Raw genomic sequence first — 23,194 nt, 5'->3', positions numbered from 1 at the left:
TCCTTGACCGCCCCGGCACGGGAATTCCAGGCTCTCCTTCATTCCCAGATACCTGAACTGCTTCACGAGAAGGATCGAGCCAACTGGTTACGACTGGCACGATGCAGGCGGAGCCGAGCGAGTGGACGTAGTGATACCTCCCGCGGACCATTCGGCACCTCCACTTCATCGTAGCCATAGGGACCAACACCACGGGTTCTGAACCTGACCGTGCGCGACAGTGTCTTCCAGGGCTTGAGGGACATACGAGGGATCAGCCGCGACGGTTCTCGGCGATCTCCTTCCTCGGAGAAGAAGAACGCAACCTCGATCATCCTGTTCTCCGCGAGAGTCGGATCCCTGCACGCAGTTCTCGCCCTCGTTATCCCTGAAGTCCTTGCGGGATCGTACCGGGAGCAAAGCATCCTTCGGATCGGTCGAAACTTGATCTGCGTGCGGTAGTCCGCCACCGCATGCTCTTTCTCGAGCGCGATCGGCACGACCGCCGTCGCGACATGAACTCGACGAGGCTGTCGTAGAACGGACGGCCTTTGTGCACGCAGCATAGAAGGCGCTTACGGGCCGTGGGGCTCAGGCGGACCATCTTCATGCCGAGCACGGTGAAGCCTACCTTCTGAATGCGGGCGATGACCTCACCCTGGAGATTCTTCCGCACGCAGTCGGGTTTGAGATCGCAAGTGTCCGTTCGATTGCCCGTATCTTCTTCTGCTGATGATGGTGAATGTGTGAACTACTTCTTCTTCCGCACGGTCTTCTTTGCGGCCTTCGCGACGACCTTCTTCACGGAGCTCTTCGCCTTCTTCGCCTTGCGCCCGGGGCACTCTTCGGTGCCGCCTTCTTCACGCCTCTCTTTCCCCAGGGCGCTTCGCCATGGTCTCCCCAGCAGTGCCGAACTCTCGACCACGGCGAGTCCCGGCCTTGCGCATCGCATCCATCTTCTCCTGCGCCGTCCCCTTGCCGCCGGGAAATGATCGCGCCCGCGTGGCCCAGCGCGGCGTCCTGGAGGCGCCGTGCGCCCGGCGATGAAGCCGACCACAGGCTTCTTTCATGAATTTCTTCACGTACGCGCCGCCTCTTCCTCCGCGGGACCGCCGATCTCCCTGATCATGATCAGCACCGATCGTCTCCGGGTCATCATTGAAGAGCTTCAGGGCGTCGATGAAGCGGGTGCCGATCACCGGATCGCCACCGATGCCGATGCATGGGACTCCAGCCAATGCCGCGTTCGGTGAGCTGTCCCACCGCCTCATAGGTCAGTGTTCCACTACGAGAACACACCCACGTTCCCCTTCTTGTGGATGAAGCCGGCATGATACCCACCTTGCATTGACCGGGGGAGATGATGCCCGGGCAGTTCGGCCCGATCAGCACCGCACCGGTCCGCATCACATGATCGTACGCCATCAGCATATCCCGTGTGGGGACGCCTTCCGTGATGCACACGATCACGCCAATGCCCGCATCAGCCGCTTCGATGATCGCATCCGCGGCGAACGCCGCCGGGACAAAGATCACCGAGGTATTGGCCTTCGTCGCCGCCACGCATCGGCGACCGTATGGAACACCGGAACCTCGCGTGCGAACGGGGTCCTTCCCGTCCCCCGGTACGCGAACCGCCGCTTGCCGGGGTCACCCAGCAACGACGTTCGTACCGTACTCCAGCATCTGCTTTGTATGAAAGGTCCCCTCACCGCCGGTGATGCCTGCACCACCAGCCGCGTCGACTTGTTGACCAGAATACTCATGGGTGTTGGGTCTGAAGATGTGGATAGAACAGGGTGACTGCTGTCTTACGCCGCGGCCTGTTCGAGCGCATACGCGGCGCTCAGCACGGTCGCTTCGTCGAACTGTTTACGCGATGAACTGCATGCCCACCGGCAACCCGTCCGCATTCCCACAGGGGACGCTGATCGCGGGGACGCCAGCCAGATTCGCTGACACGGTATAGATATCCGGCAGATACATGGTGAGTGGATCGGCCGCCTTCTCGCCGATCTTGAACGCCGTCGTCGGGCCGTGGGCATCACAATGAGTCCACGGACGCGAACGCGTCGAAGAAGTCCTTCTGGATGAGCCGACGCACATTCTGCGCTTTGCGGTAGTACGCATCATGTACCGTGCCGAGGCACACATAGGTACCGAGCATGATGCGCCGCTTCACTTCAGCGCCGAACCCTTCGCTCCGGGATGTACACGTCATGCAGGTCACGGGCCTCTGCACTGCGGTGCCCGAACCTGACGCCGTCGTTACCGTGCGAGGTTCGACGATGCTTCCGCGCGGTCATCAGGATATAGTACGTCGAGATGTGGTACGGCACGTGCCGGAGCGACATGGCATGACGACCGCCCCGCGGTCGCGCAGACGGCCGATGGCGGCCCCACGGCCGCGCGGACATTCGCATCAACCCTTCACCGAAGGCTTCTGTCGGCAGGCCGATCTTCAATCCTTTGCAGGATCCGGTAAGGCCGCGGTGTACTCGGGGACAGGAACCGCGGCGGACGTCGAGTCGCGTTCGTCGTGGTCGGCGATCACCTGAGCACGCGCGCGGCATCGGCCACGTCCGCGGAGAACGGCCCGATCTGATCGAAGGAGGACGACAGTGCCACGAGGCCATAGCGCGAGACGCGCCCCATAGGTGGGCTTGAGTCCGACGATCCCGCAGAACGACGCTGGTTGACGGATCGAACCGCCGGTATCGGTGCCGAGGGGCGGTGTGTGCCATGCCCGCGGCGACGGCGACACAGGATCCGCCGCTGGAACCGCCGGGGACGCGCGTCTCATCCACCGGATTGAGCACCGGTCCGAACGCGGAGTTCTCAGTCGACGAACCCATCGCGAACTCATCGAGGTTCGTCTTGCCGATCAGGATCGCATCCTCCGCGAGGAGGCGTTCGATCACGGTCGCATCATACGGCGCGACGTAGTCCTGCAGGATGCAGGAGGCGCACGCCTTCTCGTTCCGGATGCTCAGGACGTCCTTCACGGCGATGACCATGCCGGCAAGACGGCCTGCGCGGCCATCCGGCACGTTTGCGGTCGATCTCCCGCGCGGGTCGAGAGCCTTCTCGTTGAACACGCTGAGGGAAGCATTGAGGCGCGTTCCGCCTGCGATGGTGCGGAAGGAACCCTTCCGTCACCTGTTCGCAGGTCGTCTCGCCGCGCTCGAGCGCGCGGAGGGTGCTGTCGTATGTAACCCAGGGATGCACGTGGTCGAAACGTCCGGGATGGAAATGGGAGCGCCGGTGGCCGGGCGCGGGATGGGGCCGGAACTCAGTCGATCTTGGTCGATTTGTCCAGATCGTCCTGAGGCCCGCGCATGGCATTCTTGAACTCGCGCATCGCCCTGCCGATGTTATTCGCGGCCATCCGGCAGCTTCTTGGGGCCGAAGAACAGGAACATCACGAGCACGATGACAAGGAGTTCGGAGCCGCCGATGTTGTCGAACAGCACGGTCGATTATCCTTTGGATTCCGATGAACGGGCGTCGATCTTCTTGCCATCGGTATCGACATCCTCCTGCACTTCGCGAGCGGCCTTGCGGAACTCGCGGATACCCTTGCCCAGGCCCTGTGCGAGTTCGGGGATCTTCTTGGCGCCGAAGAAAATGACGAACACCAGCGCGATAAGAATGATCTCGGTTGTGCCCAGATTGCCCATAGTCTTAGCTCCTGCCTTTCTCTCCAGTTACAACTGCCTCTTCCTCCGCCTGCACCGGGGTGCGACGCGTGAAAGGACATGTTCATGATCGATGCAAACACCTTCTGGCCGTCCGTGAACCCGAGCAGCGGATCTGCTGCCCGTTCGGGATGCGGCATCATCGAGAACATTCCCCCGTTCGTTGACGATCCCGGCGATGTTGCCCAGGGACCCGTTCGGGTTGCTGTCGGCCGTGATCTCCTCCCGGTGAACAGTACCGGAACGCCACCTGGCCATTCTCTTCGAGCCGGCCGATCGTGTCTTCATCGGCGAAGTAATTTCCCTTCACCGTGGGCGATGGGGATAGTGAGCGTCGCCCGCCGCGCAGGCGGACGTGAAGGGCGTGAACGGATTCTCGACACGGATCTGGACATTCCTGCACGCGAACCGAGCGATGCATTGCGCAACAGGACGCCCGGCAACAGCCCCGCTTCCACCAGGATCTGGAACCCGTTGCAGATCCCGAGCACCAGTCCGCCGCCCTCGGCGAACCGCGTCACCTCCCGCATCACGGGGGAGAACCGCGCGATCGCCCGCGCACCGGAGATAGTCACCGTACGAAAACCCGCCCGGCAGGATCACCACATCCACATCCTTCAGGTCGGGGTCCTTGTGCCAGAGGAAGACCGCCTCCTGTCCCAGCACCTTGCGACAGACATGATACGCATCGTGGTCGCAGTTGGAACCGGGAACACGACGATACCGAACCGGACCGGGGACTGCATCACCCTGCCTTCTCGAGTGTGAACCGGTAGTCTTCCATCACCGGATTCGCGAGTAATTTCCTGCACATCTCCTCTGTCGCACGACGGCTTCTTCTTCCGACACCCCGTCGAAGAGGACCTCCACATGTTTGCCCATGCGCACCGACCGGACGCCATTGACCCCGAGGGTCCCGACCGCATGCGCCACGGCTTTCCCTGGGGATCGAGGATCGAGGGCGGAGTGTTATCTGTATGACCGCACGAAACACTGGGGCATCCTCCCGTCAGGATTCGATCCGTGAATGGCTCCCACATGCTCTTCTTCTTCGAACTGCGAACGTCCGTTCGCGATGCGCCGGATGAACGTCACGACCCAGCGGATCATGCCGAGAACGATGAAAGCGATCAGCAGTGGGAAGATGGCGTTGCCGCTCGTGACAACGACCACGATCACGGCCAGCACGCCGAAGACGAATTTCCATGGCTCTTTCTTGATGGCTTTCTTCGAGATCTTCGGGAGCGTATCGTAGCGGACCTTGCTGACCATCAGCAGGGCGAGGACGACGGAAAGCCAGGGAAGCACCGCAAGCCCGGTGTTGGAGAAACCGACGACGCCATTCTGGACATTGAGGACGAACGATGCCACCGTGATCCCGCTGGCCGGGACCGGCAGGCCGACAAAATGATCCTTGTCGAACCCGACGAGCTGGACGTTGAAGCGGGCGAGGCGCAGGCCCGCAAAGATCATGAGGAGCGAACTGAGGAAGATACCGACGTTCCCGAGCTGCACCAGGGCGAACTGATAGGCGAGAAATGCCGGTGCGGCGCCGAACGACACGACATCGGAGAGCGAGTCGATCTCTACGCCGAATTGCGAGGAGCTCTTGGTGATGCGCGCCATGATGCCGTCAAGGGAATCGAAGCCCGCCGCAAGAACGATGAACCATGACGCCGGCATGAACTCGCCCGGCTCGCATGGATGATGGACATGAACCCGCAGAACATGTTCAGCACAGTGAACAGGCTGGGGACGACTGCTCGAGTGATTTTCATTCTCTCATCCGTTCGGTGTCAGACGGGCCAGTACGGTTTCCCTGCCACGGTCTTGTCGCCGATCTTCACATTGATGGCGGCACCGGGCTGCAGGAGGACGTCCACGCGGGACCCGAATTTGATCATGCCGAATCGCTGTCCGGCAACGGCGCTGTCCCCGACCTGAACGGGCGCGACGATCCGACGCGCGATGAATCCGGCGATCTGTTTGAACAGGAGCTTGCCACCGGCATGCTCCACGCCGATCAGGGTACGTTCGTTCCTGGTCGACGATTTTTCATCCATCGCAACGATGTACTCGCCCGGGATGTGGCGGAAGAAGCGGACGGTCCCATTCACCGGCCACCTGTTCACATGCACATTCAGGGGAGACATGAAGATACTGACCTGGACCGCTTCACCTCCGATGAATTCCTCCTCACGGACGGGCTGGATCAGGACCACGTACCCGTAGCGGGTGATCAAGCGGGAATTCCTTCTCCAGTGACGGTACTGAGAACGGGTTTCATCGGATAAATGTACCAAAACGCTGCGAGAAAGTCAAAAAAGCACCTGCCGGGTGGAAAAACAGCCGCATCGGGCAAGAAAAGGGGCGAAACAGCCGGCCCGGACCCACCTGGCCTCTTTCGCCCCAATGCACGCTTTTCCTTCTTCGCTTCAATGCTTATTTGACGTGGAACTCGATCCGTCTGTTCTTTGCGCGCCCATCGGGCGGTCGCATTCGTATCGATCGGGTCTCGCATGCCGAAGCCGCGCGCCGTCAAGCGGCTTGCCGCGATCCCCCTTCGCGATGAACCAGGCACGGACCGCATCGGCACGACGCTGGGAGAGCTTCTCATTCGCGGCCTTGCTCCCGACGTTGTCGGTGTATCCCGCGATCTCCAGCTTGATCTCGGGGTTGGCGGCAAGCGCTGTGAACGCGCGCTCCAGGATATCTTCGGACTCCCGGGTCAGTGTGGCGTTCCCGGTCGTGAAGTTGATCCCATCCATGACCACGGATTTGCCGCGCTCGAGAATGATGGTCTCTTTCACCACATCATCCTTCGGGCTCAGTGGGTCGGTACCACGAATGATCTCTGCACCATCGATCATCCCACCGCCGTCCGTATCGACCTTGAGGGGACTCGTCTTGTACTTGGTCACTTCCTCGCCGTCGATGATGCCGTCCCCGTCCGTATCCGGATTCGCAGGATCCGTGCGATAGGACTTCACTTCGTCCCAGTCCGAGAGCCCGTCGCTGTCGCCGTCCACCTTCAATGGATCGGTCTTCAGCTTCAGGATCTCGTCGCCGTCGGTGAGTCCATCGCCGTCCGTATCGACACGCGTTGGATCGGAGGAGTACTTCAGGATCTCGTCCCCATCCGACAGTCCGTCACCATCCGAATCGAACCGGATCGGGTCGGTCTTGTATTTCACCACCTCATCAGCATCCGACAGCCCATCGCTGTCGCTGTCGGTCCGGAGCGGATTGGTGCGGTAGCGTTTCACCTCTTCTCCATCCGGAAGGCCGTCGCCATCGCTGTCCGGATTCTCCGGATACGTGCCCAGTCGACGTTCCTGCCCGTTGGTGAGCCCCGTCGCCGTCAGCGTCATCTCCATCACCCGACCCTGGATACCACACGATGCCGACACGCCCCGATACGAACCCGTCCGGTGAACTGTTGTCACGAAGGTCCAGAGTGTTGGCCATCGATGTCACACCGGCATCCAGCATGAACGAGATTGCGCGAAACGAACGCCTCAAAACCGAGCCCAACCGGGATGATCAGCGTCGCCCGCATCTTGTCATCCGGAGCCGGGGCGTTGGCCACGGTCTTCCGGTGATAGGCCATCAAGCCGCCGCCGACACGGAGATAGGGAGAGAACGAGGAGCCGGGGGAAAAGTGGAACCATCCGGTGAGCGCGAACGGGAATGCATCAAGCTTGAGATACGAATAATGGTACATCCACGAGAGCCGGATCCTGCCCGCCTTCAGGCCTTCCATACCTCCGGAAAGGCCCAGCGAAAAGGCGGGGGCCAGCTCGTACCTGATGAACAGCGTGCCGCCGGGGCCGATCTTCCGCTGGTTCAGGTCATTGACCCAGAGATTAGCTCCGCCGGAAAGCCCGAAGGACCATCGTCCTTGGGTGGATTGAGCACTCGCCCCCTGCACAATGAGAATGGAGGAGAGGGCAAAATACTGCGCTCAACACCATTGCCCCGTCGTCTAATGGCAAGACAGCAGACTCTGGATCTGCTTATCGAGGTTCGAATCCTTGCGGGGCAGCTGCGGTTCGCCTTCGGCGAACCCAACCAGGAATTAAGAACTAAGAATTCTTAATTCTTCATTTTTATGGCCTTATCGTCTAACGGTCAGGACGCGGCCCTCTCAAGGCCGAAATACGGGTTCGATTCCCGTTAAGGCTACCCAAAAAATCAGGCCCCACAGCTGCTGCGGGGCCTGATCCATTCTCAGAACGTTCATACTACTTCAGCAACATCAGCCTGAGCGATCGGTGTTCCACCCTCCCCGAGGAGTGGTCCCGTATTCCGACCTGCACGATGTAGACACCGCTGGCGACGGGCATCCCCCGGTCGTTCGTTGCATTCCACGCGGTTGTGAATTCCCCCGAAACTGCGTCCGCCGCCACGGCGCGGACCTGCTGACCGAGCATATTAAAGATCGAGATCCGTACATCTGCAACGCGCGGCAAACGCACCGTGATCGTCGTCTGTCCGTTGAATGGATTCGGGAAGGCGCCGCACGTCAGCGCATCCACCACGGTCTGATCGTCCCGGACGCGCGTTACGAACTTGCTCTCGTCCAGAGGATTCCGGAGCGGCCGATGCCGCGCGTCCGGCTCGAGACAGAGGAAGGACGTATAATCGCACAACAGATTATACGACATGGCAGTGGCGACGATGCCCGCGGTGTCCGTACTCGATGTCGCAAACTGCTTCGTAAGGCGGTCCCGGCCGAGCATCGACGCGATAACGTGCTGTGATGCTGAATCGAGGACCCCGAAAGACGTTGCTTCCCTGTGGGACACACCCGGTGTACGTGAGAACCATGCATAGATATCGAACTTCAGCGACGTCGTGGAGTCTGCGAGGCCGATGATGAATCTCGGTTTGGTCGGGTTCCCGGGTTCCGGATCGATCTCGACCTGCTCGCGGACGCTGCCCGGACCACCGGCCGGCGTCACGGTCACGAGGAGCGAGTCCATGCGCGGGATCGAAGAATACGTAAGTGCGGAGGTGATGTACCCCCAGTCACGGATATGGCTCTCCAGATGCTGGCCCCCGGATGCGGATGCGAGGGCATACAATTGGAAGCCACCTCCATAGTACTCCACCCCCTCCGCCGGGATGACTCCGGGCACGTACAACGAACCGTCGAGAAGGTTCACGGTGCTGAAGACCGGTGGGGTCGGGCCGTATGATCCGACGTGCGTCGCCGCCCACGCTCGTGCATCTGCCACAGATGTCACGGAATCCCCGTTGCTCATCACGATCACATCGCTGAGGTTCTCACCACTCACAGCATCATGCACCGCACCGAGCAGAGGCCGTAACTGCTGACGCCCTCCGGGGACCGTCATGGAGCCGAAGCCGAGCAGCGCCGTCGCCAGACTCTTCCGTACCTCGAGAGACTGCGAGAAGGTCCAGAGGCCGGAGACGACGATCTGCCCCTTGTGGACCGGCCGGGTGATGACCGTGGCCGTTCCTGCCGCATTCCCGAGTTCCTTGACAACCCCCTCACCGGTCCAGGAAAGATAGTTCACCGAACCCGTGACGTACGTGGGAAGGAACTGGGCCGAGATCAGCCCTCCCGGGAACGCATGCAGGGTCTCGGATGGATACGAACCGGACAGCAGGGTCGTCTTGAGATCGGTGATGTAGGGCGAAGCGATCGCTTCCTGCCCGGTGCGATTGTAATCGAAGAACGCGAGGAACCTCCCTCCCCGCATGAGCAGACTATCGACCCGCCCGCGCAACATGGTGATATTGAGTTTCTGCAAATAGCTGTCCTCGTTGCCGTGCCGGTAACTCGCAACGATATCCGCATCGGCGAAGTGCGGTGCTGCATCGACAATGTTGTTGTACTTGCTGACCCGGGCGATCGTGTCGAGTCCGGGGAACGACCACAGATCCAGTGCACTCTTGTCACAGAATACGATCCTGGGCCCCGACATGCTGGCATATGCCGCCGCAAAGGGCGATGCAGAGAATGCGGCGAACAGGCTGTCGATCGCGACCGAGTCTCCACGGCACCACGACCCAAAGGCCGTGATGCTGTCGGGCCTCGCGGCGAACAACCGGAACCTGTCCCCGGTCCGTACCGCGCGGTGGACGATGGTCCGCGCACGGGAGATGGTCGTGTTCAACCCCTTCAGGATGGTCCCGCTCAGGTCAAGTCCGATGGCCACCGAACGCTTCCCCGTGTCTGCCGATGCCACTCCCAATGCGACCGGGTCAATGCCGACCTGGAAGTAGGTGCTATCACCCCGACGCTCGATCGGCGGCGCATAGACCGCCCCGGGAAAGCCCACGAAGAACTTCATCGACAAGGAGGTCAGATGCGAGACATCCGCGACCTGGAAAAAAGCATAATTGTAGCCGACGCTGTCGAACGTGGACTTGGGGGTGAGGAATGGCAATTCGGTGATCCGGGGTGTGCCCCAGATATTGGAGATCTTCTTGAAGAGTACGCGGACAGGCTTCGTGGTCGCCGCGCTCCCCTTGAGGAGTGCAAGCGGGAGTTCCGCGCTTGCCGTCCCCCCTACCCAACGGGTTGGCGCGATCACGGAGATCTTGACCTTCCGCCGCTGCCCCGAAACAAGGGGATAGACCCCGAGATCGTACCGGCTTCCGTTCTTCGTCATGAAGGCCGGATCAATCTTCCGCACGACGATGCTGTCGTAGATATGCCTCCCCGTCCAGACATCGTACAACGTCCCCTTCATCACATTGTCGCCGATCCACAACCAGAGATCGTTGACGGCACTCCCGGGAGGAAGCTCGAACTGGTGGGTGATCTCGAGGTTGTTGTTCCCGGGGAACTGGGAGTGGTCACCGTACTCAAGGTAGATCGATTGGTGAACGAACCCACCGCGGGGTTCGATCACGATCGTCGCTTCATCGATGAAGGCGGATTTGGACCCGACCCGTTGCGGGTCCATGACAGAGAGCTGGGCAGAGGCGGAAACGACGAAGAGAAGAAGACCCCCCAGCAGACAACTGGAAACGAATGGCTTCATATCCCCCCCCGACTGTAGGCAGGCACATCGGGAATTGCAGGGAAAGATACGGAACAATTCGAAGAACGTCAACCGGCGCCCGCCAGGGGGTCTCCCAGCCGCGGACGTTCGTCCGCGTCGTGTTTCCCCCTATTCTTTCACACATTCGGCGAACAGATTCACTCCTTCTCCTTCGAACTGGATCCGTGAGCAGTCCTCGGCGAAAGGCGACCCGCGGAAGAGCCTGTGCATATCCACCTCGGTCCGGTGGATGAGATTCCATTCCAGCACGAAGTCCATGAACTCCTTCGCCGGGTTCTTCGGATGGAAATTGCCGAGCAGGACCTTCCCCCCCGGGGCGAGATTCTGATGCGCGAACTGGAGAAGCTTTCCAACCAGCTTGTCGTTCAGATAGTCGATCAACCCGATGCTATAGATAAGATCCTGAGGCTCGAGTCGCACGGACGACCGGCCCAGGAAGAGCGCAATGAGGTTCTCGTTCACGAGGGTGATCTGCGCGGTGAGTCTGTGACGCGTCCGCAGATCATCCACGAACGCCAGGGCCTGCAGATCGATGTCCATCAAGGTCGCCTTGAGCAACGCACGGTCCTCGAGGGCCGCGAACGCATCGAACACTTCGGTCGCCGGGCCCGATGCAAGACAGAGCACCCGCACGGGTTTGCCTCCCCGTTCCTTCACCGCTGCAACGATCTCGTCCGCGATGAGTTTCCGCCTGTTCCGTACGGCCAGCGACGGCGGCATCTCAAGGAACATCCGGTCCATCACGGGCCCGAGCCGGCTGGACCCTCCTGGTTGGTTCTGGTAGATCCGCTGGATGGCGATGTAGTCTCCCGCATACCCGCGCGGCTTGGAATAGAACCGGTCGGCGGTCTCCGTCGTGAGGATGTACGGGAGCATCTCCGCCTGCAGCCGCGCACCAAGCTGCAGGCGCGTGGCCTCGGGAAGTGGAGAGGCCTCACCAAGGATGCTGTGACACAGATGCATCATCTCGGTCGCCCCCCCGAAGAAGTGCTGGTACTTGTCCTCCTCCACAACCCCGATCTTCATCGCTTCCTTGTCCAGCGCAACAATGGATCGCTTGAACCGGTCGATGGCCTCCGATGTGCGACGCACTTCGTGCGCCACCGGGAGTCCGTCATGATGGTCCCGCAAAGCGGCCACACGCTTGACGGTCGCATGGTGCAGTTTCCTGGACATCGTGCGGAGCAACGCCCGGAAGAGATCGGCGGCATACCCGTGATCGAACGCCAACTTATCCTCGAAACGCGCCCGGGTGATCTCCAACACCAGCGAGGGTTCGACGGCTGCATACGTCACCGGTTCCGTGCCCTCGCCGAAATACGACGACTCTCCCAGCAGGCTTCCTGCGCCGGCATGGTCCGTTTCCGACTCGACATGGTCGTGCAGCCGGGCCACGAACAGCCCGTCCAGGACGATGAAGAGCGAGGAGTTCGCTGCCCCGGCGGTGAGCAGGATCTCACCCTCCTGCACGCGCCGTTCGGTACCATTCTGCACAAGCCAATGGAGGACATATTCCGGGAGTACTTCGAGGAGACTGACCATGGATATTCGCTGTTCCCCTTGCTGGAAGAAGTGTGTGTGGTGCTATGCTCTGCGCATCAGGTAGAGCGCGGTGATGTCGTCGGCCTGCGGTGCATCGCCGACAAAACTCCGCACATGCTCCATCAACGCATCGATGAAGGGCCCTGCGGTGGCCGGAATGTGTGACGCAAAGTAGTCACGGAGTGGATGATGGGTATCGTACAGTTCCTGTGCGCCGTTCTGCGCTTCAGGGATCCCATCAGTGTACAGCAGCAAGCGGTCCCCGGTGGCAAGCGTGATCTGCTCCGACTCGTACGGCAGGCCAAGATCGAGCATCCCCAGAGGTATGCCCCCCTTGCAGAGATCCACGACCTCACCATCCGCCCGGCGGCAATAGATGGTATTGTGCCCTGCATTCACGCACTCCACAGCTCCCGATGCAGGATCCAGAAGGCCGAAGAACGCCGTGATGAATTTGTCGTCCGTTGATGCATGATGGATGGCAGTATTCAGCCGCACCGCGATATCCACAAGGGAGAATGCGCTCTCAAGATAGGCGGAGAGGTACGCGTGCAGGCTGCTGACCAGCAACGCCGCCGGGATCCCTTTCCCGGACACGTCTGCGATGACAAGCAGATACCGGCCATCCCTGAACGGAATGCAGTCGTAATAGTCGCCGCCGACGGACTTCGACGGTATGTTGATCCCCGCGAGCGAGTAGCCGGTGATCTCCGGCAGCGCAGATGGCAGGATGCGCTGCTGGATCGACGCGGCGACGGCGATGTCCTGCTCCATCCGTTGCTTCTCCAGGGACTGCTTCAACAGAAAGCGGTTCTCGAGAGAGGCCTGGACCTGACGGGAGAGCGCATCCAGCAGCAATCGGTCCGTTCCATCGAATGCCTGGATGCCGGTGCGGCTCTCCTTGTCAAGGATCTCGAACGTGTACAGGTCTCCCTGGAACACGAATTCCGAATGCAGCCTGTACGTGCTGCCGCCGGACGACGCAGTCTCCGACCCCGGCGGGAACGCATCACGGGAGATCTCTGTCGCGTCGCGCCGCACCACCACGGTACCGCGCGAGGCGTTGGTCAACGCCACGGCACGTTCAAGGGCGAGCAGGCACGGCGATACCGATCGGTCGAGGGTCGCGACCTCGATGCCGGTATCGATCAGGCTGTTGAGCTGCAGGAGTCGCCGGTTCAACTCAAAGACAAGTTCTTTCTCATGCCTCCGGTGCTTGAGCGCAGGCCGAGGTCAGCATCCACCGACATCAGCGACATGCGCAGGGCCAGCAGATCCTGGGCATCGAACCGCCGGGCTTCGGCCTGACCGTCGATCCGCACTGCCACCGCGCGGCCGTCGTGCAGACGCTGCACCACAATGGCCTGCATTCCTTCGCACCAGAAACGCACCGTGCTCGAATGCCCCGCTTCAACGGCCGGGATCGTTGCCGCGTCCACAGACGACGAACCAGCGAGGGGCTCCCAGGCACCATCCGCACTCCGGAGCAGCACATCAACCCCCGCGATCCGGAAATGGGCAGCGAGAGCGGAACGCACACGCCCGACGATGTCGGCAAGGCTGGTCGCCTGCCCGAGCGAGGTCAGGTCCAGAGGATCCTCGATCCCCGTGGAGGTCACATGATGCACATCAACGGAATCTTGCATGGTTCAATCCTTCACGGAAATCAGGATCGGATCGCCAGGGCACGGAGCGCGTCCTCGGTGGTCGCTTCCTTGCCGGCGAAATCATACAGCCCCATGATGCCGAGCATCTTGTCCACCGAGGGATCGAGGTTCGTGAACACGAGCCGCCCGCCGTCTTCGGTGAGTTTCTCGATGATCTCGATCAGGAAGGACATTCCCACCGAGTTCACCACACGGGAAAGCGCGAGATCGATGATCACGTGGCGCACCCCTCCGAGGAAATGGCGCTGGAACTCGTCCGCAATGGCCGCTCCGCCAATGTTGTTCACATAGCCGTTCGTGGTGATGATGAGCCGGTTGTCCCTGACCTCTGAGGTCAGACTGAATGGTTGCTCCATGGGTCAGCTGAGCCGTTTTGTGATCGTAATGGTGGTTCCCATTTTCCCGAACTGATCTCGAATCCGTCCGAGAGTGAACGCATAAGCTTCATCCCCCAACCGCGCCTGGATGGCAGGCCATTCGCCGTGATGGAAGGGCGTTCGACCATGGCCTTCGGGTCGAAGCCCCCGCCGGCATCGCGGACGAGAATGGTCAATTCCTCCGCGGTCATGGTGAATTCGACACGCACTTCGGTGGTGTCCGCCCCGCCATGCTCGAAGGCGTTGATGATGGCTTCGGTGACGATGATGCGGGCCTCGCCCACTTTCTCCGGTGCGATCCCGAGGTGGTGGGCGAGATGCTCCAGCCCCCTGCAGGGAGACCAGTTCGATGCCGGGGACCCGGGGTATGGCGATCTTCAAGGTCATGGGCGCCCCTATGGCTTTCCCCGCCACCGTGTCTTTGGACGCTGTCGTACGCATCATCCTCGCTTCTTCTGGATCACCAGCAGAGTAATATCATCATCGAGCGGCACACCATCCATCCACGCCTCTCCGCGCGTACAGGCTGGTCGATGACCGCCCGGGGCGCACCCGGACAGGCCAACGCAAGCGTTTGCTGCACCCGCGCGTACTCGAACATTTCCCGAGGCATTCTTCTGCTCCGGCAGGCCGTCCGTAAGGAGAAGGAGCGTATCCCCTGTCCATCGTGATCTCCTGCAGCCCGTAGGGCGCGTTCTTCATGGCACCGAGCGGCATGCCGCGCAGCTGCATCTCTTCAACCTTCCCCCGTTGATCGCCGGTACAGGAAACCGCGGCATCCCCGCACTGGAGAACGCGACCGTCGGACCGTTGATCCTCACCAGGCTGAACGCCATGAAGAGCCTTCCCAGCCGGATACCCTTGATCGTTGCGCTGCAATGATGGAAGAATGCCTGGATGCCCGTGCGTGCCGCCTCGGAAAGAAAGAGGCCCTTCATCAGCGTCACGATCGTCCCCGCCTGCATCCCATGCCCCGTCGCGTCGCCGAACCCGACGTTCAGGACACCCCCGTCACCCGGAACGAAGTCATAGTAGTCGCCACCCACTTCCGTGGCGGTACGCATGAACACCGCGATCTCGTACCCGGGCAGTTGCGGCACTTCCTGTGGCAGCATGGACAACTGCAAACGGCGCGCGTCCTCCAGTTCCTTGGTCTTCCGCTCATTCTCCGCCTCGAGGGCACGCTTCTCGGCCTCCGCCGCTTTCGCCCGGAGTTCCGATTCCCGCACAAGCGCCTTCTGCTCGCGGCGGTTCAACTCAAAGCTGCGCAATCCGTAGAGCACCGACAGGAACACGATCCCGTACAGAATGTACGCCCACGTGGTCTTCCACCACGGGGGCATGACCGTCACACGCAACGAAGTCCCGTCGTCATTCCACACGCCGTCGCTGTTCGAAGCGCGGACGCGCAGGACGTAGTCGCCACCGTCGAGGTTCGTGAAGGTGGCCGTCGTTCCGTCCCGAGCTGGATCCAGTTATCGCTGTACCCTTCCAGCCGGTACGCATACCGGTTCTTCGCACTATTATAGTAGCTGAGCGCCGCGAACGTGAATTGAGCGACATTGTCCTTGTAAGACAGGGTCACCGCGTCCTTCGCATCGATCCCGGTCTCATCGATGGGCATTCCCTCTTCGTCATCCGTGTTGTAGCGTGTGAACGCGCTGAATGCGACCGGTGGAACGAAGGGGTTCTGCCTGACGCTGTCCGGATGGAACACGGTGACGCCATTCCCTCCGCCGAAGTACATCTCGCCGGTCAGCGGGTCCTGCGCATACGCGTTCTGATTGAATTCGTCACCCTGCAGGCCATCATTATAATCATAGTTTCGGAAGGTCTCCGCTGCCGGGTCGAGCCGTGCAATGCCCTTGTTGGTGCTGAGCCACAGATGCCCGCTTCTGTCCTCCAGGATGCCAAACACCACATCATTGGGTAACCCCTGCTTCTGCCTGTACACGGTGAACTTCCCCGTTGCCCGGTCAAGCCGGTTCAATCCACCGGCCGTCCCTACCCACAACACCCCGCGGCCATCCTCGTGCAGACACGCAACAAGATCATCGCTGAGGCTGGATGCGTCCGCGGGATCATGCTTGAAGTGTTGGAAGGTCCTGCTGGCCCGGTCGAATTTGTCCAACCCTCCGCCGAACGTCCCTACCCACAGCACCCCATCGCGGTCCAGCTCGAGCGCAAACACACCCGGCGCACTCAGACTCCCGGGAAGCGAGTCGGCGTGCATGAAGCGCACGAACGACCCCTTGTCAGGGTCCAGAAGGTTCAACCCGCCTCCATAGGTGCCGACCCAGAGCTTCCCATCCCGGTCCTCACAGAGCGCATAGACTCGGTTGTCGCTCAGACCCCCGACGGTTACGGGTCATGACGAAAATGCGTGAAGGCCCGGGTCCTGGGATCGTAGCGGTCGAGTCCGCTGCTCACCATCCCGATCCACACGTTCCCTTTGGAATCCTCCATGAGCACCTGTGCCTGGTTGTCGCCGATGCTGCTGGGTATCGCCCGGAATATTCCTGAAGTGCGTGAACGCACGCTTCCCGATCATAACGTTCGAGCCCACCCCGCGTGCCGATCCAGGGAGTACCCGACCTGCCGACGGTGATCGAGAGAATGTTGTTGTCCTGCAGGCTGTCGGGTGGCCGGGTCGTGCGGCAGGTGGTGGAAAGCACCGAACTCCGGATGGAATGGTCCACCCCATGGTCATTCATGCCAACCCAGATGACACCGGCCCGGTCCTGGAACAGTGCATAGATCTGATCACCAGCCAGGCTCCGCGGATCGTTCTCTCAGTGGCGGAAATGCGTGAAGGTTTTCGTTGCGCGGTCGAACCTGTTCAATCCTCCCGAACGTCCCTATCCAGAGATCGCCGGCACGGTCTTCCAGGATCGGCCACACCCAGTTATCGCTCAGGCTTGTCGGGTCACCCTCGACGTGGCGATGATGTCTGAACGTTTCCGTTGCCGGTTGAAATTCCTCCAACCCTTCTCGGGTCCCGACCCAGAGCGTCCCGTTCCGGTCGCGATGGATCGAATACACCCGGTCGTCGATCAGGCTCGCCGGATCCTTCAGGTCATGCTTGAACGTCGTTGTTGCACCGGTGCGGGGATCCGTGCGTGTCAGGCCACCGCCGAGAGTCCCACGCCAACGGGTACCATCAGGATCATCATGCTCGGCCCTTGACGCTGTTGCTCTGCACCATTGCGTGCCGGACGCTGTCGCGCGGCACCGGCGAGAAGGACTCCGACATGCGATCGAACCTGTTCAGCATCGCACCGTTCATGGTGCGGACCCAGAGGACGCCGGCGGAATCCTCAGCGATAGTCAGCACCCAGTTGTCATTGATCGTGCGCGGGTCCGCGGGGTCATGCTTATAGATCTTGCATGTGTACCCGTCGAATCTGTTGAGGCCGTCCTGCGTCCCCATCCACACGAAACCCCTGGCTGTCCTGCAGGATGCAATTGACGGACCCCGGGAGAGCCCATCGCGCACACAGAAATGAGAGAAAACCAGTCCGTCCTGTCCATGCAGAACGGTGCTGGTACCCAGCACCATTCCTGCAAGCACAGAGGAAACGAAGAGGATCGCGTGCTGGAGGGCATCATTTCAGCAGCAACATCCTCCTGTTCTCGGTGAGGCCGTCCGTTTGCAGACGGAAGAAGTACACACCCGAGCCCACGATAGCGCCGGAATGATTGGTGCCGTTCCAGCGTGCCTCATGGAAGCCTTCGACCTGCATCTCATCCACAAGCCGTGCAACCTCCTGTCCGAGGATGTTGTGAATGGAGAGCACCACATGCCCTGGTGCGGCAGGCCGTACCGGATCTGCGTGCTGGGGTTGAACGGGTTCGGGATAGTTCTGGTCCAGGACGACACTCTGCGGCACCTCTGCCGTGACCACTCCATCACCCGGCGCGTCGTCCATCCGTCCGCCTCGGGCTGGCCAGACCGGTAAAGGCGGTTCCGAGCGTAATGTTGACACTACCCATCAAGCAGACATCTTTCCCGACATATGCGCCGGTGGCCCTGGTATTCGACTGCAGCCACAGAGTACCGTTCGGTGCATACACGTTCGCGTAGAGCGTGATCGCCGGTCCGAGATTCACGGATGTGGTGTACGACGATTGCGCATTGGTGCCACCGACATAGAACACGATATCGGACTCCGTGATCGTGCTCCCGTTCTTCGGCCCGACATACGATCCCTGGTCGGATCGAACCAGAGCGAACCCGTACCCTCGAAGCGCCGGTGACGTAGAGTTTCGCACCGGACTGAAGCCGGAACGAGCGGAAGTCATAAGCCCCCGCCCCGTTCAGCGTCAGACTCCCCGACGAACCGACGGTCACATCCCTGTACCGCCCGGGCGCAATGCTCTTGCTCCCACCGTTCGAGACCTTCACATCCGCGGTGCCGGCCGTCGCCGTGAGGAACGTCGGAAGCGCGGCAACGACCGGCAGCGCGATCGGCGTCGTCCGGGTCCCGAGGATCGTCCCCTCATTGCTCAATTGATTGTAGTACACATTGCCGGCTACCCTGGCACTATCTTCGAGCGTGATCCTGTCCGCTTGATATACTTCCCGGGGTCCGGACATCATCGCCCCAACTTCACCGAGCCGCCCGCCTGGTTCGCGATGATGCTGCCCGTCTGGCACAACGGCGTGATCTCGAGGGTTACGGGCGTGACGCAAAGAGGACCGCATCTGGTACGAACGGGGAGATCACGTAGACCGACTGTTCACGCTGACGGGTGAATGCCATGGTCACCGGGCCTGTAGGGCCAGACACCGAGATGTTCCCCGCTGCACGGATGGAAATATTGTACGTCCCCGGCGTACCTGTCGACGAAAAGGCCCCCTGGTAGAGTCCATTGCCCATCGGCGCAAGCGCCACGATCTCCGTCGCCGAAGAATCCGGGAGGAGGACCACCGCCTCGACCTGAGCGTCATTGATGACGGACCCACCGGCGACGCGCTCGCCGCTTATCGAGAGTCCGCCGTGGGACAGGTTCACCTGGATCGGGATGCTTGCCCCGGGCTGGAACGTCGTCGCGGGGAGGGACGTCTGGATCGTGACGTCCGCGACGCCGACAAGGGTCAGATCGAGTTGCTCGGCCTCCACCGGGTTTCGCGGCATCACCGGCCGGAATGAGCGTCCACACGCCGGGCTTCGGATTGGTGATCTCGTAGAAGCTGTACGTCTCTCCCTTCACGTAGCGGATGCTCGTGAAGAACGGATTGGGCGAAGGATACTTGTCCCAGTCCGTGGGGGTGATGATCGCATACTGCTGCGGGATCGTGTACGGTGGCGCCGTCGGAACGACCAGTCCATCCTGCGGGGGCACGAGCGCCAGATCACCAGAGCTCCCTGCCAGTTGAAGCCGGCAGCAGTCAGGTTCCTTCATCCACAGCACCCCTGCCAGTTGAAACCACCCTGCCAGTTGAACCCACCCTGATAGTTGAATCCACCCTGGTAATTGAATCCGCCCTGATAGTTGAACCCGCCCTGCCAGTTGAAGCCGGAAGATTCGAGGCGAAACGTCGTGAAGCCGATCAGTTGCAGACTGTTCAACCGGTTCCACCATTTCCTTCACGGCGAGATCGGGATCCGCGGGCGTGGTCAGGTAGTACGCCCCACCTGTACCGTTCGCCAGCGAGCTGCTGGAGTTCCTGCGCGAAGCCCGGACTCGACCCGAAGCCGAGCGTGAAGAGGCGCGTGCCGTCCGCGGCGACCAGCGCGACGGGATGACACTGACCGCGGAGGGACTGCCGCTCTCCTCGCCGGCGCTGAACAGCATCATTGCCCGATGCCCCGGGGTTGCGCTCAGTTGCGAGAGAGCCGTCTGCAATCCGCCCCGATGCCGCTCGTTCCTCCCGGCGTCAGTCCTCTGATCGCAGTGATCACCGCGAGGCGTGACGTCGAGTCCGCGGTGATCTCACGCAGCCCCAGCACCAGCGTCGACGGCAACTGCACGACGCCAACGCGGTCCCCCACGCCCATACGCTGAACGAGTTCGACGGCCGCGTTCTTGCCTGCATCGAATGCACCGTACGACGAGACATAGTCCGTGGAACCATCGAAGACAAGCATCAGGTCGATGCGCCCCGGCGGCATTCTCATGATGTACGAGATCCCGTTCCGGTCCGGCGCTTCAGTGTCCGCTTCTGAGCTCACTTCCCCGGATGATGCCGTACATCGTCCAATCTCCGCTGCCCGATCCCATGGCGGGCACGTACGGCGGGTAGCCCGGGTCATAGATATCTCCCAATCCACCGTAGTGCCCGATCTCATGTACCGCGACATTCGAGAGATCGCGGATCGTGCCATCGGGATCGTCCACCTGCGATTCCCCGAATTCAAAGCCGCCGGGATTCGTTGCGCTCTTCGTTGAAGGCGATATCCATGATCGGTCATTTCGCCGTTCAGGCGTTATACCGGACGCGCGTCACGGCGATCACATTCTCATCGGCACCTGTCACCGCAGACCAGTCGTCTGTTATCCAGACCATTGTTGTGAGGCCATCGTGGCGAGCCGCCATACTGGTTCGAGGCAGACGCGCGGGCGTAGTTCAGCTGCCAGGGGTGCGCCCTTGCTTGTCGTTCCGGACAACGCGTTCCAGGTCGCAAACCCTGATCGATCCTGGAGCGAGAGCAGGGTCCTGACACTCGGGCTGATGGCATACGAACCGTTCCCCCCGGCCAGTGCAACGGGATCCCGGCGAGTGTCGTGTTCACAACGAATCCGTCACCGAAGTGACGGGTCCGCACCCCGACAGGCAGATCGGCCGCAAATTCCGACGTGTTCCCTGCCGCATCCGTTGCCGTGGCGGTGACGTACTGTCCCCATGCAAGAGGCGCCACCGCAGCTTCGAAAACCACGCGTAGCCGGTATCGTTCGTTGTCACGGATTGGACCCCCGCGAGCCTTCGTCCTTCACCGTAGCCGGCATCATCCGTGGTATCGTTGACGTAGAACTCGATCCTGAACGTGCTGTTGGGCCAGTTCAGGAGCGAACCCTGAATGGGACGAGGCTGGAGAACTCCCTGCGATGGAGGCATAGAACAGGATGGGATAGTTCTGCGCACAGTTCACCGCGGGTGGCACCGGCGGACGCTGTTCGATCCTGGAGGGCCCGGCTGATAACGGTTCGCCGTCACACCGGCGGAGCCGAGATCGATCCTTGTGCGCCATTCCCATGGATCTCATTGCCGAGCATCGCGTTCCCCGGAGGGGAGCCGGTGGCCAACGCCTGCCGTACCGCAACACCATTGCCGCCGTTGTGGTGGATACGGTTCGCCGTACCGGCGGACGTGCCGCCGATCGTATTTCCGTTCCCTCCGTACATCGTGACCCCATCACCGCCGTTGCCGGTGATCTCGCAACCTTCGATCCGATTGCCGTCGCTGAGGATCACGACGCCCGGAGCCGCTGAACCCGGGGATACGGAGTCCACGGCAGTTTGTCTTCGCCGGAGTGTATCCCCAGCGAAGGAACACGCCGGAGAATTGCAGCCCATCCGGCGCCGCGGAGGAAGGGGTGAACGAGGGCGATGGCTGCACGGTGACGAGAGGCGTGCCGGTCCCATCGGTTGTCCCCTGGAGCACGATCGCATCCGCAAGGATCGGAAGAGGAGACAGCAGGGAGATCGTTCCGCTCACTCCGCCGCCGAAGGTGATGACATCCGTCCCCGGATTCGTATTGGCCTGTTCGATCGCAGAACGCAGTGAGCCGGGTCCACTGTCACTCAAACCGAGACCGGGAAGGTCTGCTGCATGTTGGCAGCGAAACGCGCGGTGAGCGTGCGATTGGCAAGCAGAGTGACCGTCAACGGGTTGTCCGATGCGTGTGGTATCGCCCGACCAACCTTCGATAATTACCCGGTTGCGGCGAATGCGGTCAGGGTTGCCGTCGAGCCGTGGGATATACGGACCGGAAGCAGGAGACACTAACAGGTCCGGCAGCCGGAGGGTCGACCGCGGTCGACTAACGGCAATAGTAGTTCACGCTGAATGTCGCCCGGATGGCGTGGTTTCGCACCCACGGCGGCGAAGGTGTACGCGGTGTCCGGGCGTGACCGGCGCACCATCGACGATCAAGCTATCGACATGCTTCCTGTTTGAGGCGTGATGCGGAAGGAGGCACTCGCGTAGGCGTAGGTGGTCGACGGCCTGACGGCGCGATGCGCCGCCGGTGCCCGCCGATGCGTCGATCGGTATGGCGACACCGCCCTCGACGGTCAGGTCGAGGTAACTTTCTTGGAGCTTCTTCCCCGCGCACCGCCAGCAGGTTGTCGCCGGCCCGGAGAAGGGGCTGTCAGGAACCGCGGTGATGATGTCTCCCTCCGCGGTCGCACAGGAGTTGTGCTCCGTTCGCCACCACACGCCATCCTTCCCGTTGAAGTACACGCGAACACCATTGTCGGGAAACCACCTTGATCACGACATTCCTGCCCGGCCGGGATCGAGATGACGGCGGATAAGGAGGTCACGGGAGGACGGCCAGATCGTTTTGATGTGCGCCGTGTCGTTCAGGGGACAAGGAGGTGAGGAGGTTTTATTGAGTGTGCCGAAGGCCCCGTCGCCTCTGGTCCAACCGGTACCGGTATCACTGCCGAGCTTGTAGAATTTCGCAGTGACCGACGCACCTGCGTTCGTGAATTGATAGGTGTACCTTTGCGAGGAACGGAAGGAAGACCGTTCGGGTGTGGTCTGCGCAGAAGACTCCGATGCCGGCATCAACATGAGAAGCGCGGCCACATTACGATGAGAGCTTCTTTTCATCTCTGACTCCTGGATGTGCGGATCGTGGGGTGGAGGAGGAAAGCGCCAGTCACTTCGTGACGTCGGTCGTCTGTCCTTGACACGCGCGATGAACGCATCCAGCGTCATA

General features: G+C 61.3%; 31 protein-coding genes, 2 tRNA genes and 6 pseudogenes. 3 read left to right on the top strand and 36 right to left on the bottom strand.

Annotation, left to right across the window (positions count from 1 at the left end):
* Positions 1-62: 62 nt before the first annotated feature.
* The 15 genes and pseudogenes from IPI01_10530 to IPI01_10460 all read right to left on the bottom strand — a co-directional run bounded on the left by IPI01_10530 (position 63) and on the right by IPI01_10460 (position 7,608).
* Positions 63-655: pseudogene (locus IPI01_10530) on the bottom strand (hypothetical protein).
* A 75-nt stretch (positions 656-730) separates the two neighbouring features.
* On the bottom strand, positions 731-931 hold the full coding sequence (locus IPI01_10525) for a hypothetical protein (GenBank protein MBK7258212.1): 201 nt from the start codon (positions 929-931) through the stop codon (positions 731-733).
* Positions 840-1,745 (bottom strand): annotated as a pseudogene (sucD, locus tag IPI01_10520) (succinate--CoA ligase subunit alpha). Before sucD ends, IPI01_10525 begins: the two are co-directional and overlap by 92 nt.
* 106 nt (positions 1,746-1,851) lie before the next feature.
* Positions 1,852-2,085, bottom strand: a complete 234-nt coding sequence (locus IPI01_10515) for a hypothetical protein (protein MBK7258211.1) — start codon at positions 2,083-2,085, stop codon at positions 1,852-1,854.
* Positions 2,024-2,161 (bottom strand): hypothetical protein, encoded by a 138-nt coding sequence (locus IPI01_10510; protein MBK7258210.1) that lies wholly within the window; start codon positions 2,159-2,161, stop codon positions 2,024-2,026. Before IPI01_10510 ends, IPI01_10515 begins: the two co-directional genes overlap by 62 nt.
* 1 nt (position 2,162) lies before the next feature.
* Positions 2,163-2,996, bottom strand: a pseudogene (gatA, locus tag IPI01_10505) (Asp-tRNA(Asn)/Glu-tRNA(Gln) amidotransferase subunit GatA).
* Positions 2,997-3,271: 275 nt separating this feature from the next.
* Positions 3,272-3,367 carry a twin-arginine translocase TatA/TatE family subunit gene (locus IPI01_10500; GenBank protein MBK7258209.1) on the bottom strand — a complete coding sequence of 32 codons (96 nt, stop codon included), beginning with the start codon at positions 3,365-3,367 and terminating at the stop codon, positions 3,272-3,274.
* Positions 3,354-3,452, bottom strand: a complete 99-nt coding sequence (locus tag IPI01_10495; protein MBK7258208.1) for a twin-arginine translocase TatA/TatE family subunit — start codon at positions 3,450-3,452, stop codon at positions 3,354-3,356. Before IPI01_10495 ends, IPI01_10500 begins: the two co-directional genes overlap by 14 nt.
* A 6-nt stretch (positions 3,453-3,458) precedes the next feature.
* Positions 3,459-3,659, bottom strand: a complete 201-nt coding sequence (tatA, locus tag IPI01_10490) for a twin-arginine translocase TatA/TatE family subunit (protein ID MBK7258207.1) — start codon at positions 3,657-3,659, stop codon at positions 3,459-3,461.
* A gap of 83 nt (positions 3,660-3,742) precedes the next feature.
* A pseudogene (gene purQ, locus IPI01_10485) lies at positions 3,743-4,343 on the bottom strand (phosphoribosylformylglycinamidine synthase subunit PurQ).
* 79 nt (positions 4,344-4,422) lie between these two features.
* Positions 4,423-4,610 (bottom strand): annotated as a pseudogene (gene purS, locus IPI01_10480) (phosphoribosylformylglycinamidine synthase subunit PurS).
* Positions 4,611-4,646: 36 nt separating this feature from the next.
* The gene (gene pssA / locus IPI01_10475; GenBank protein ID MBK7258206.1) at positions 4,647-5,360 is read right to left on the bottom strand and encodes a CDP-diacylglycerol--serine O-phosphatidyltransferase; all 714 of its coding nucleotides are present in this window, start codon (positions 5,358-5,360) and stop codon (positions 4,647-4,649) included.
* Positions 5,361-5,473: 113 nt separating this feature from the next.
* Positions 5,474-5,920 (bottom strand): phosphatidylserine decarboxylase, encoded by a 447-nt coding sequence (locus IPI01_10470; protein ID MBK7258205.1) that lies wholly within the window; start codon positions 5,918-5,920, stop codon positions 5,474-5,476.
* 192 nt (positions 5,921-6,112) lie between these two features.
* Positions 6,113-7,123, bottom strand: coding sequence for an OmpA family protein (locus IPI01_10465; GenBank protein MBK7258204.1), 1,011 nt, complete (start codon positions 7,121-7,123; stop codon positions 6,113-6,115).
* Positions 7,120-7,608 (bottom strand): hypothetical protein, encoded by a 489-nt coding sequence (locus IPI01_10460; protein ID MBK7258203.1) that lies wholly within the window; start codon positions 7,606-7,608, stop codon positions 7,120-7,122. The genes IPI01_10465 and IPI01_10460 overlap by 4 nt, the downstream gene beginning before the upstream one ends.
* A 43-nt stretch (positions 7,609-7,651) precedes the next feature.
* Here IPI01_10460 and IPI01_10455 point away from each other — a divergent pair.
* Positions 7,652-7,722: transfer RNA gene (locus IPI01_10455), tRNA-Gln, on the top strand.
* A 68-nt stretch (positions 7,723-7,790) separates the two neighbouring features.
* Positions 7,791-7,862, top strand: a tRNA-Glu gene (locus IPI01_10450).
* 59 nt (positions 7,863-7,921) lie between these two features.
* Here IPI01_10450 and IPI01_10445 read toward each other — a convergent pair.
* The 15 genes and pseudogenes from IPI01_10445 to IPI01_10375 all read right to left on the bottom strand — a co-directional run bounded on the left by IPI01_10445 (position 7,922) and on the right by IPI01_10375 (position 18,605).
* The gene (locus IPI01_10445) at positions 7,922-10,696 is read right to left on the bottom strand and encodes a T9SS type A sorting domain-containing protein (GenBank protein MBK7258202.1); all 2,775 of its coding nucleotides are present in this window, start codon (positions 10,694-10,696) and stop codon (positions 7,922-7,924) included.
* A gap of 129 nt (positions 10,697-10,825) precedes the next feature.
* Entirely contained in the window at positions 10,826-12,259 is a 1,434-nt protein-coding gene (locus IPI01_10440) for a cyclic nucleotide-binding domain-containing protein (protein ID MBK7258201.1), read from the bottom strand.
* A 42-nt stretch (positions 12,260-12,301) separates the two neighbouring features.
* A complete protein-coding gene (locus IPI01_10435) occupies positions 12,302-13,441 on the bottom strand; it encodes a PP2C family protein-serine/threonine phosphatase (protein MBK7258200.1) in 1,140 nt (379 codons plus the stop codon).
* On the bottom strand, positions 13,438-13,905 hold the full coding sequence (locus IPI01_10430) for a hypothetical protein (GenBank protein MBK7258199.1): 468 nt from the start codon (positions 13,903-13,905) through the stop codon (positions 13,438-13,440). The genes IPI01_10435 and IPI01_10430 overlap by 4 nt, the downstream gene beginning before the upstream one ends.
* A 20-nt stretch (positions 13,906-13,925) precedes the next feature.
* Complete coding sequence (locus IPI01_10425) at positions 13,926-14,282, bottom strand: STAS domain-containing protein (protein ID MBK7258198.1); 357 nt, start codon at positions 14,280-14,282, stop codon at positions 13,926-13,928.
* On the bottom strand, positions 14,261-14,629 hold the full coding sequence (locus IPI01_10420) for an ATP-binding protein (protein ID MBK7258197.1): 369 nt from the start codon (positions 14,627-14,629) through the stop codon (positions 14,261-14,263). Before IPI01_10420 ends, IPI01_10425 begins: the two co-directional genes overlap by 22 nt.
* Positions 14,630-14,743: 114 nt before the next feature.
* The gene (locus tag IPI01_10415; GenBank protein ID MBK7258196.1) at positions 14,744-14,932 is read right to left on the bottom strand and encodes a hypothetical protein; all 189 of its coding nucleotides are present in this window, start codon (positions 14,930-14,932) and stop codon (positions 14,744-14,746) included.
* A 69-nt stretch (positions 14,933-15,001) separates the two neighbouring features.
* Positions 15,002-15,655, bottom strand: a complete 654-nt coding sequence (locus IPI01_10410) for a hypothetical protein (GenBank protein MBK7258195.1) — start codon at positions 15,653-15,655, stop codon at positions 15,002-15,004.
* Positions 15,652-16,578, bottom strand: coding sequence for a hypothetical protein (locus tag IPI01_10405; GenBank protein MBK7258194.1), 927 nt, complete (start codon positions 16,576-16,578; stop codon positions 15,652-15,654). Before IPI01_10405 ends, IPI01_10410 begins: the two co-directional genes overlap by 4 nt.
* 6 nt (positions 16,579-16,584) lie before the next feature.
* Positions 16,585-16,653, bottom strand: a pseudogene (locus IPI01_10400) (hypothetical protein).
* 76 nt (positions 16,654-16,729) lie between these two features.
* Positions 16,730-17,077, bottom strand: a complete 348-nt coding sequence (locus IPI01_10395) for a hypothetical protein (protein ID MBK7258193.1) — start codon at positions 17,075-17,077, stop codon at positions 16,730-16,732.
* On the bottom strand, positions 17,067-17,345 hold the full coding sequence (locus IPI01_10390) for a hypothetical protein (GenBank protein ID MBK7258192.1): 279 nt from the start codon (positions 17,343-17,345) through the stop codon (positions 17,067-17,069). The genes IPI01_10395 and IPI01_10390 overlap by 11 nt, the downstream gene beginning before the upstream one ends.
* Before the next feature lie 127 nt (positions 17,346-17,472).
* On the bottom strand, positions 17,473-17,733 hold the full coding sequence (locus IPI01_10385; GenBank protein ID MBK7258191.1) for a hypothetical protein: 261 nt from the start codon (positions 17,731-17,733) through the stop codon (positions 17,473-17,475).
* Between the two features lie 175 nt (positions 17,734-17,908).
* Entirely contained in the window at positions 17,909-18,232 is a 324-nt protein-coding gene (locus tag IPI01_10380) for a T9SS type A sorting domain-containing protein (protein ID MBK7258190.1), read from the bottom strand.
* Positions 18,213-18,605 (bottom strand): hypothetical protein, encoded by a 393-nt coding sequence (locus IPI01_10375; GenBank protein ID MBK7258189.1) that lies wholly within the window; start codon positions 18,603-18,605, stop codon positions 18,213-18,215. The genes IPI01_10380 and IPI01_10375 overlap by 20 nt, the downstream gene beginning before the upstream one ends.
* A gap of 71 nt (positions 18,606-18,676) precedes the next feature.
* On the opposite strand from IPI01_10375, the gene IPI01_10370 reads away from it, so the two are divergent.
* Positions 18,677-18,817 carry a hypothetical protein gene (locus IPI01_10370; GenBank protein ID MBK7258188.1) on the top strand — a complete coding sequence of 47 codons (141 nt, stop codon included), beginning with the start codon at positions 18,677-18,679 and terminating at the stop codon, positions 18,815-18,817.
* A 162-nt stretch (positions 18,818-18,979) separates the two neighbouring features.
* Here IPI01_10370 and IPI01_10365 read toward each other — a convergent pair whose 3' ends face one another.
* The 6 genes from IPI01_10365 to IPI01_10340 form a co-directional block, all read right to left on the bottom strand.
* A complete protein-coding gene (locus IPI01_10365) occupies positions 18,980-19,444 on the bottom strand; it encodes a hypothetical protein (protein MBK7258187.1) in 465 nt (154 codons plus the stop codon).
* Between the two features lie 261 nt (positions 19,445-19,705).
* Positions 19,706-19,876, bottom strand: a complete 171-nt coding sequence (locus tag IPI01_10360) for a hypothetical protein (GenBank protein MBK7258186.1) — start codon at positions 19,874-19,876, stop codon at positions 19,706-19,708.
* Positions 19,877-20,128: 252 nt separating this feature from the next.
* Positions 20,129-20,425, bottom strand: coding sequence for a hypothetical protein (locus IPI01_10355; protein MBK7258185.1), 297 nt, complete (start codon positions 20,423-20,425; stop codon positions 20,129-20,131).
* 31 nt (positions 20,426-20,456) lie between these two features.
* Complete coding sequence (locus IPI01_10350) at positions 20,457-20,645, bottom strand: hypothetical protein (GenBank protein ID MBK7258184.1); 189 nt, start codon at positions 20,643-20,645, stop codon at positions 20,457-20,459.
* 813 nt (positions 20,646-21,458) lie between these two features.
* Positions 21,459-21,758 (bottom strand): right-handed parallel beta-helix repeat-containing protein, encoded by a 300-nt coding sequence (locus IPI01_10345; GenBank protein ID MBK7258183.1) that lies wholly within the window; start codon positions 21,756-21,758, stop codon positions 21,459-21,461.
* A 982-nt stretch (positions 21,759-22,740) separates the two neighbouring features.
* Entirely contained in the window at positions 22,741-23,085 is a 345-nt protein-coding gene (locus IPI01_10340; protein ID MBK7258182.1) for a hypothetical protein, read from the bottom strand.
* Positions 23,086-23,194: the final 109 nt, after the last annotated feature.

This window comes from Ignavibacteriota bacterium (genome assembly GCA_016707525.1).
In the GTDB taxonomy this organism is placed as follows: domain Bacteria; phylum Bacteroidota; class Ignavibacteria; order UBA10030; family UBA6906; genus JAGDMK01.
The sequence above is the reverse complement of the archived record's forward strand: the minus strand, read 5'-3'. Positions and strand labels throughout refer to the sequence as shown.